Genomic DNA, 7043 nt, shown 5'->3' with positions numbered 1-7043 from the left:
GGCGGGGGGGCCGGGCGCGCCGCGGCGCCCGCACCCCCGGCCGGCTCCGTAACGTCCCCCGTTACGGGAGCCTGGGTCATCCGTCAGTTCACCCCGGCGGCGTGCTGGAGGACCGGCAGGGTCACCGCGCCGGCCAGGACCCGGCCGTCGTCGGTGAGCAGGACGTTGAGCACCTTGGTGCTCACCAGGGTGCCGCCGGCGACCGGCTTGCCGAGCGACTTCACCATCGACTGCGGGTTCAGCGACTGACCCGCCCCGCGAGCGCCGTGCCTGCCGCCCTTGGCGTCGCCCTTCGGCGCGCCGTCCGCGGCCCCGTTCTCCGCTCCGTCCACCGCGGCGGGCAGCCGGGTGGCGAGGACCGTCGTCCAGCCCTCGCCGATCACGTCGAGGCCCTCGGGCGCCCCGGTGCCCAGGTGCTCCCGGGCGTCGCCCGGCGCACCCTTGGCCGCGTCCCGCGCCTTCTGCTCCGTCACCTTGGCGCCCTTGGGGGCGGTGAAGTCGAAGGTCTTGGCGTCCGGCCGGGCGAAGGACACCTGGGTGAAGCGGACGTTCAGCACGGTGCTGCCGTCGACGGACTTCACCGCCACCGACAGCGGCACCCCGTTGTCGGCGGCCACCGCGATCCGCACCTCGGCGAGGGTCGAACCGGACTGGGTGGGCTTCACGCTCAGCTGGTAGGCGTTCTGCCCGGCCACCTTGGCCGTCCCGGCGACGGTCACCGAGGTGGTGCCGGCGCTCGCGGCCAGGAACTGCCTGGCGGCCTCCTGCGGGGTGGTCGGCAGCTCGGACAGCGGCGTCTTGGCGTGCTCCCGGTCGGCGGCCCGACCGGTCATGTGCACCGCGGAGTTGGACGAGCTGTCCCAGGCCCAGGCCTGGTCGCCGTTGCGGACCATGGAGTAGCCGGCCATCTTCTCCAGCACGTCCACCCGCTGGCGGTCCGGGCCGTCCACCGCGATCCGCAGCGTCTGGTCCCCGCCGAGCAGGCCGAGCAGCTTGGACTGCGGGTCCGCGGCGGAGCCCCCGCCGTCGCCGCCGTGCCCGCCGACCGCCCCGCCGAGGCCGCCGGCCCCGCTCAGCAGCTGGCCGGGCACGCCGAGGTCGGTCGATATGGCGACCGACCCGGACAGCGCCTGGGTCTCGGAGCCGAGCACCTTGGCGACCAGCTGCTCCGGGCTCACCGCGGGCAGGTCGGGCGCGCTGTCGGCGGCCAGTGCCGGGACCAGCCCCACCCCCGCGGCGATCGCGGCGACCACCGCCACCGGCACCCCGGCGCGCATCAGCACACGCCGGCGTGAGCGGTACGGCGCACCACCGTCCAGATCGTCCCCCGCCACCTTCTCATTGGTCATGGCGTCCTCAACTCCTCCGCGAACACGTGTGGTTGGCCTTGCCCGTCCATTAGAGGACGCCGCGGCGCCGCCGTCATCGCCCTGTGGGGCCAGATCATGGTGACCTTCGTGGGTACGCCGACCCTGATGCCGCCTCAGGGTTGTCTCCACCCGCGGTACCACCCCTGGCGTAGGGTCGCGCCATGGACGGAACCGCCACGGACGCCAGCACCCCGCCGACCGCGAACGCGATGCGCCGCGCCCTGCGCCGCGCCCGGGACGGCGTCGCCCTCGACGTGACCGAGGCCGCCGTGCTGTTGCGGGCCAGAGGCGAGGACCTGCTGGACCTCTGTGCGAGCGCCGCGAGGGTCCGCGACGCCGGACTCGAAGCGGCCGGCCGCCCCGGCGTCATCACCTACTCCAAGAGCGTCTTCATCCCGCTCACCCGGCTCTGCCGCGACAAGTGCCACTACTGCACCTTCGCCACCGTCCCCGGGAAGCTGCGCCGGGACGGGCACGGGATGTTCATGTCCCCGGACGAGGTGCTGGAGGTGGCCCGCCGCGGCGCCGAACTCGGCTGCAAGGAAGCCCTGATCACGCTCGGCGACAAGCCCGAGGACCGCTGGCCCGAGGCCCGCGAGTGGCTGGACGCGCACGGCTACGACGACACCATCGCCTACGTGCGCGCGATGTCGATCCGCATCCTGGAGGAGACCGGCCTGCTGCCGCACCTCAACCCCGGGGTGCTGGGCTGGACGGACTTCCAGCGGCTCAAGCCGGTCTCCGCCTCGATGGGCATGATGCTGGAGACCACCGCCACCCGGCTGTGGAGCGAGCCCGGCGGTCCGCACTTCGGCTCCCCGGACAAGGAACCCGCCGTCCGGCTGCGGGTGCTGGAGGACGCCGGGCGCAGCTCCGTCCCGTTCACCAGCGGCCTGCTGATCGGCATCGGCGAGACGTACCAGGAGCGCGCCGAGTCGCTGTTCGCGCTGCGCCGGGTCTCCCGCGCCTACCACGGCGTCCAGGAGCTGATCCTGCAGAACTTCCGGGCCAAGCCGGACACCGCGATGCGCGGCATGCCGGACGCCGAACTGGACGAGCTGGTCGCCACGGTGGCCGTCGCCCGGCACCTGATGGGCCCGGCCGCCTGCCTCCAGGCCCCGCCGAACCTGGTGGACGGCGAGTACGAGCGGCTGATCGCGGCCGGCATCGACGACTGGGGCGGGGTCTCCCCGCTCACCCCCGACCACGTCAACCCCGAGCGCCCCTGGCCGCAGATCGAGCGCCTCGCCGAGCGCTCGGCGGCGGCCGGCTTCGAGCTGCGCGAGCGCCTCGCCGTCTACCCCGAGTACGTGCTGCGCGGCGAGCCCTGGCTGGACCCGCGGGTGCTGCCGCACGTGCGCGCCCTGGCCGACCCGACCACCGGTCTGGCGAACCCGGACGCCGTGGTCCGCGGCCTGCCCTGGCAGGAGCCCGAGGACCTGCCGGAGTCGTACGGGCGCACCGACCTGCACACCGCCGTCGACACCGAGGGCCGCACCGGCGACCGCCGGGCCGACTTCGAGGACGTGTACGGCGACTGGGAGGTGCTGCGCGAGCAGGTGCTCGCCAAGGGCGCGCCCGAGCGCCTCGTCGGGGACCTCCGGGAGGCCCTGGCGGTGGCCGCGGACGACCCGACGCGGCTGACCGACGACCAGGCGCTGGCCCTGTTCCACGCGGACGGCCCGGCCCTGGACGCGCTCTGCCGGATCGCCGACGACGTCCGCCGGGACGCCGTCGGGGACGACGTCACCTACTGCGTCACCCGGAACATCAACTTCACCAACGTCTGCTACACCGGCTGCCGCTTCTGCGCCTTCGCCCAGCGCCGCACCGACGCGGACGCCTACACCCTCTCCCTGGAGCAGGTCGCCGACCGGGCCGCGCAGGCCTGGGAGGTGGGCGCCACCGAGGTCTGCATGCAGGGCGGCATCCACCCGGACCTGCCCGGCACCGCCTACTTCGACATCGCCCGCGCGGTGAAGGAGCGGGTGCCCGGCATCCACGTGCACGCCTTCTCGCCGATGGAGGTGGTCAACGGCGCGACCCGCACCGGGCTGTCGATCCGGGACTGGCTGCAGCGCGCCAAGGAGTCCGGCCTGGACACCATCCCGGGCACCGCCGCCGAGATCCTGGACGACGAGGTCCGCTGGGTGCTCACCAAGGGCAAGCTGCCGGCCGCCACCTGGGTCGAGGTGGTCACCACCGCGCACGAGCTGGGCATCCGCTCCTCGTCCACGATGATGTACGGGCACGTGGACACCCCGGAGCACTGGCTCGGCCACCTGCGGCTGCTCGCCGGGATCCAGCAACGCTCGCTTGAATTCGACAGCAGCGGTGGCTTCACCGAGTTCGTGACCCTGCCGTTCATCCACACCAACGCCCCGGTCTACCTGGCCGGCATCGCCCGGCCCGGCCCGAGCGCCCGGGACAACCGCGCGGTGGTCGCGATGGCCCGGCTGCTGCTGCACCCGCACATCCCCAACATCCAGACCAGCTGGGTCAAGCTGGGCGCCGAGGGCGCGGCCGAGATGCTCCGCTCGGGCGCCAACGACCTCGGCGGCACGCTGATGGAGGAGACCATCTCGCGGATGGCCGGCTCGGCCTACGGGAGCTACAAGTCGGTGCGCGACCTCCAGGCGATCGCCGAGGCGGCGGGCCGCCCGCACCGCCAGCGCACCACCACCTACGGCGAGGTGCCGGCCGAACGGCGGGCCGCGGCGCTGGCCTCGGACGGGCACCTGCCGGAGCTGCTGCCGGTGCTGGACTGAGGCCCGCGGCGTCCCGGTCGCCGTACGGGCGGCGGCCGGGACGGGGCGGTGGACTCCCGGCCGACGGGGGTGCCGAACTCCGGGGGACGGGGCCGGTTCGACCGGCTCTTCGAATACAGTGCGAGGGCGCGCGCCCGGCCGAGCGTCGCGCGGACCCCACACGCCCGAGGAAAGGCGCCCCGTCGTGATGCCACTGTGGTCACGCGCCCAGCAGCAGGACTACCGCAGCCGGGTGCGGGGCTGTCTGCTCGGCGGTGCCATCGGCGACGCGCTCGGAGCCGGCGTCGAGTTCGAGTCGCTGGAGAAGATCCGGGACCAGCACGGCCCGCAGGGCGTCACCGGCTACGTCCCCGCGTACGGGCGCACCGGCGCCGTCACCGACGACACCCAGCTCAGCCTCTTCACCGTCGACGGACTGATACGCGCCCACATCCGGCGCGACACCGGCAGCTGGCACCCGCCCACCGACCTGCACCTGGCCTACCTGCGCTGGGCCGCCACCCAGCGCGACTGGGGCCCGGACGAGCGCCGCCCCGACCTCGGCTGGCTCGGCCGCGAGGAGTGGCTGTACGCCCAGCGCGCCCCCGGCCAGGGCTGCCTGTCCGGCCTCAGCGGGGCCCACGCCGAGCGGCTCGGCACCCTGGAGGCCCCCAAGAACCCGCACTCCAAGGGCTGCGGCACGGTGGTGCGGGCGGCGCCCTTCGGGCTGCTCACCACCTGGGAGCCGGGCCTGGTGTTCCAGCTCGCGGTGGAGTGCTCGGTGCTCACCCACGGCCACCCCACCGGCTTCCTCGCGGCGGGCGCGCTCGCGGTGATCGTCCAGTCCGTCGCCCGCGGCGGCACCCTGGAGGAGGGCGTCCACCTCGCGCTCGCGCTGCTCTCCGAGCGGTCGGCGCACGAGGAGACCACCGCGGCGCTGCGGGCCGCCCTGGACGCGGTGCGGGCCGGGGAGCCGTCCGCCGAGCGGGTCGAGGCGCTGGGGGAGGGCTGGGTCGCCGAGGAGGCGCTGGCGATCGGGGTCTACTGCGCCCTCGTCGCGCACGACGTGCGCTCGGGCCTGCTGCTCGCGGTCAACCACTCCGGGGACAGCGACTCCACCGGCGCGATCTGCGGCAACCTGCTCGGGGCGCTGCACGGGGACACCGCGCTGCCGCCGGGCCTGCTGGCCGGGCTCGAAGGGCGCGGGGCGATCCTCGAACTCGCCGACGACTTCGTGATGGAGCTGGTGCACGGCGCCGAACTGCACGACCGGCGGACCCCGGAGGGCGCCAACTGGACCGCCCGCTACCCGGTGGCGGGCTGAACCGGGGCCGTGCGGGCCGGGGTTGAACAGGGGCCGTGCGGGCCGGGGTTGAACCGGGATCGGCCGTGGAGGCCGGAGCCCGGGCCGGACCGGGGCGGCCCCCGGAACGGGAGTTGCCCGTAGCGCCGGCCGCCGCCGACGGGCGACGGACACCGCTACGGGCAACTGGTCCGAGTGCGGAACCGGAGGGGAGGGTCAGCCCGGGAGCTCGCCGAAGGCGCCGCCCGCCGCCGCCGAGGCGAAGGTGTTCCAGGCCTCGGTCGAGAAGCGCAGTTGGGGGCCCCGGGGGTCCTTGGAGTCCCGGACGGCCACCTCCCCCGCGCCGGGGACGGCGATCTCCACACAGGCGCCTTGGCCCCCGCTGTGACTGCTCTTGTGCCAGGGGGTTCCGTACTCGGACGGGGTGATCATTCGTGGAATTCCTTCTCGATGTCGGCTATCAGCGACCGGCTCTCCGCGACACCGAGTGCGGCCGCTCTCAGGTAGTCGTACAGACCGGTATAGCGGCGCACGTCCGCCTCCTTCTCCAGGTAGAGATCGCTCGTCACACCTTCGAAGTAGACAACTGTGGAATCGGCTGACTCGGGGAACTCCAGCAGCGAGAATGTCCCGGTCATGCCGGGATGGGCGCCGTGCGAGAACGGGATCACCTGGATGGTGATGTTCGGGCGCTGGCTGAGTTCCAGCATCTGCCGCAGCTGCTGGGCCATCACCGCCTTGCTGCCGACCTCGCGGCGCAGCACCGCCTCGTCTATGACGGTCCACAGGCTGCCCAGCTGGTTCTCGCCGTGGACGCGCTCCTGGCGCTTCATCCGGACCTGCACCCGGCGCTGCACGGCGACCGCGTCGGTGTCCGGCTGGGTGCCCTCGACCACGGCCTGGGCGTAGTGCTCGGTCTGCAGCAGGCCGGGGACGAAGGAGGACTCGTACGCGCGGATCGAGGAGGCCTCGGCCTCCAGCCCGATGTAGACGCTGTACGGGGTCGGCATGTCGTTGAAGTCGTGCCACCAGCCGCGCTGGCGGGACTCCTTGGCCATCTCCATCAGGCTGGCGCGCAACTGGTCGTCGGGCACCTTGTAGACGTCGCAGAGGTCGCGCACGTCGCGCTGGCTGATGCTGCGGCGGCCGTTCTCCAGTCGGCTGATCTTCGACTGGGAGACCATCAGCCGGCCGGCGACCTCCTCCGCCGTCATGCCGAGGCCCTCGCGGAGTTTGCGCAGCTCCGAACCGAGGCGCCGACGGCGCACGGTGGGATTGACGTTGGCGGACACTTCGACCTCCGGCCGGACCTCTGGTGCTCGTTGGAACGGCAGTCCTCGGAACACTTCGGACATTGGGACCAACCCCCCTGACTTGGAGCAGCATGTCACCTTGGGCCAGGTCGGCGCCGGGGAATCACAGCAGCGCGGTAGAACAGATCATCGGAAAAGCACTTCCGCGAGACAGCGAAAGCCCCCAGGTGGTAATGCGGCTCGGACGACTCGGACAGGTACTGCGGAGGCCGTCCCCGGACCGGCCCGCACCTGCCCCGGGCACGTGCGGGGGCGGGCGGTTGCCGGGCGTCCGGGGACGGAGAAGGGGCGGTCGCCGGGCGACTCGCGT

At 73.4% G+C, this 7043-nt stretch carries 5 protein-coding genes; 2 read left to right on the top strand and 3 right to left on the bottom strand.

What is annotated here, in order from left to right:
* Nucleotides 1–83: 83 nt before the first annotated feature.
* On the bottom strand, nt 84–1349 hold the full coding sequence (locus tag ACFU6K_RS26070) for an outer membrane lipoprotein carrier protein LolA (RefSeq protein WP_380666910.1): 1266 nt from the start codon (nt 1347–1349) through the stop codon (nt 84–86).
* A gap of 182 nt (nt 1350–1531) precedes the next feature.
* On the opposite strand from ACFU6K_RS26070, the gene ACFU6K_RS26065 reads away from it, so the two are divergent.
* Together ACFU6K_RS26065 and ACFU6K_RS26060 are read left to right on the top strand one after the other, a co-directional pair.
* Nucleotides 1532–4138 carry a bifunctional FO biosynthesis protein CofGH gene (locus ACFU6K_RS26065; protein ID WP_380666908.1) on the top strand — a complete coding sequence of 869 codons (2607 nt, stop codon included), beginning with the start codon at nt 1532–1534 and terminating at the stop codon, nt 4136–4138.
* A 187-nt stretch (nt 4139–4325) separates the two neighbouring features.
* Nucleotides 4326–5441 (top strand): ADP-ribosylglycohydrolase family protein, encoded by a 1116-nt coding sequence (locus ACFU6K_RS26060; protein ID WP_380666906.1) that lies wholly within the window; start codon nt 4326–4328, stop codon nt 5439–5441.
* A gap of 195 nt (nt 5442–5636) precedes the next feature.
* On the opposite strand, the gene ACFU6K_RS26055 is transcribed toward ACFU6K_RS26060, so the two are convergent.
* Nucleotides 5637–5852, bottom strand: a complete 216-nt coding sequence (locus ACFU6K_RS26055; RefSeq protein WP_049656225.1) for a DUF397 domain-containing protein — start codon at nt 5850–5852, stop codon at nt 5637–5639.
* The gene (locus ACFU6K_RS26050; protein WP_380666904.1) at nt 5849–6712 is read right to left on the bottom strand and encodes a helix-turn-helix domain-containing protein; all 864 of its coding nucleotides are present in this window, start codon (nt 6710–6712) and stop codon (nt 5849–5851) included. The genes ACFU6K_RS26055 and ACFU6K_RS26050 overlap by 4 nt, the downstream gene beginning before the upstream one ends.
* Nucleotides 6713–7043 lie beyond the last annotated feature (331 nt).

The organism is Kitasatospora sp. NPDC057512 (assembly GCF_042802135.1).
Lineage (GTDB): Bacteria > Actinomycetota > Actinomycetes > Streptomycetales > Streptomycetaceae > Kitasatospora.
This window is presented reverse-complemented; position numbering and strand designations above follow the sequence as displayed.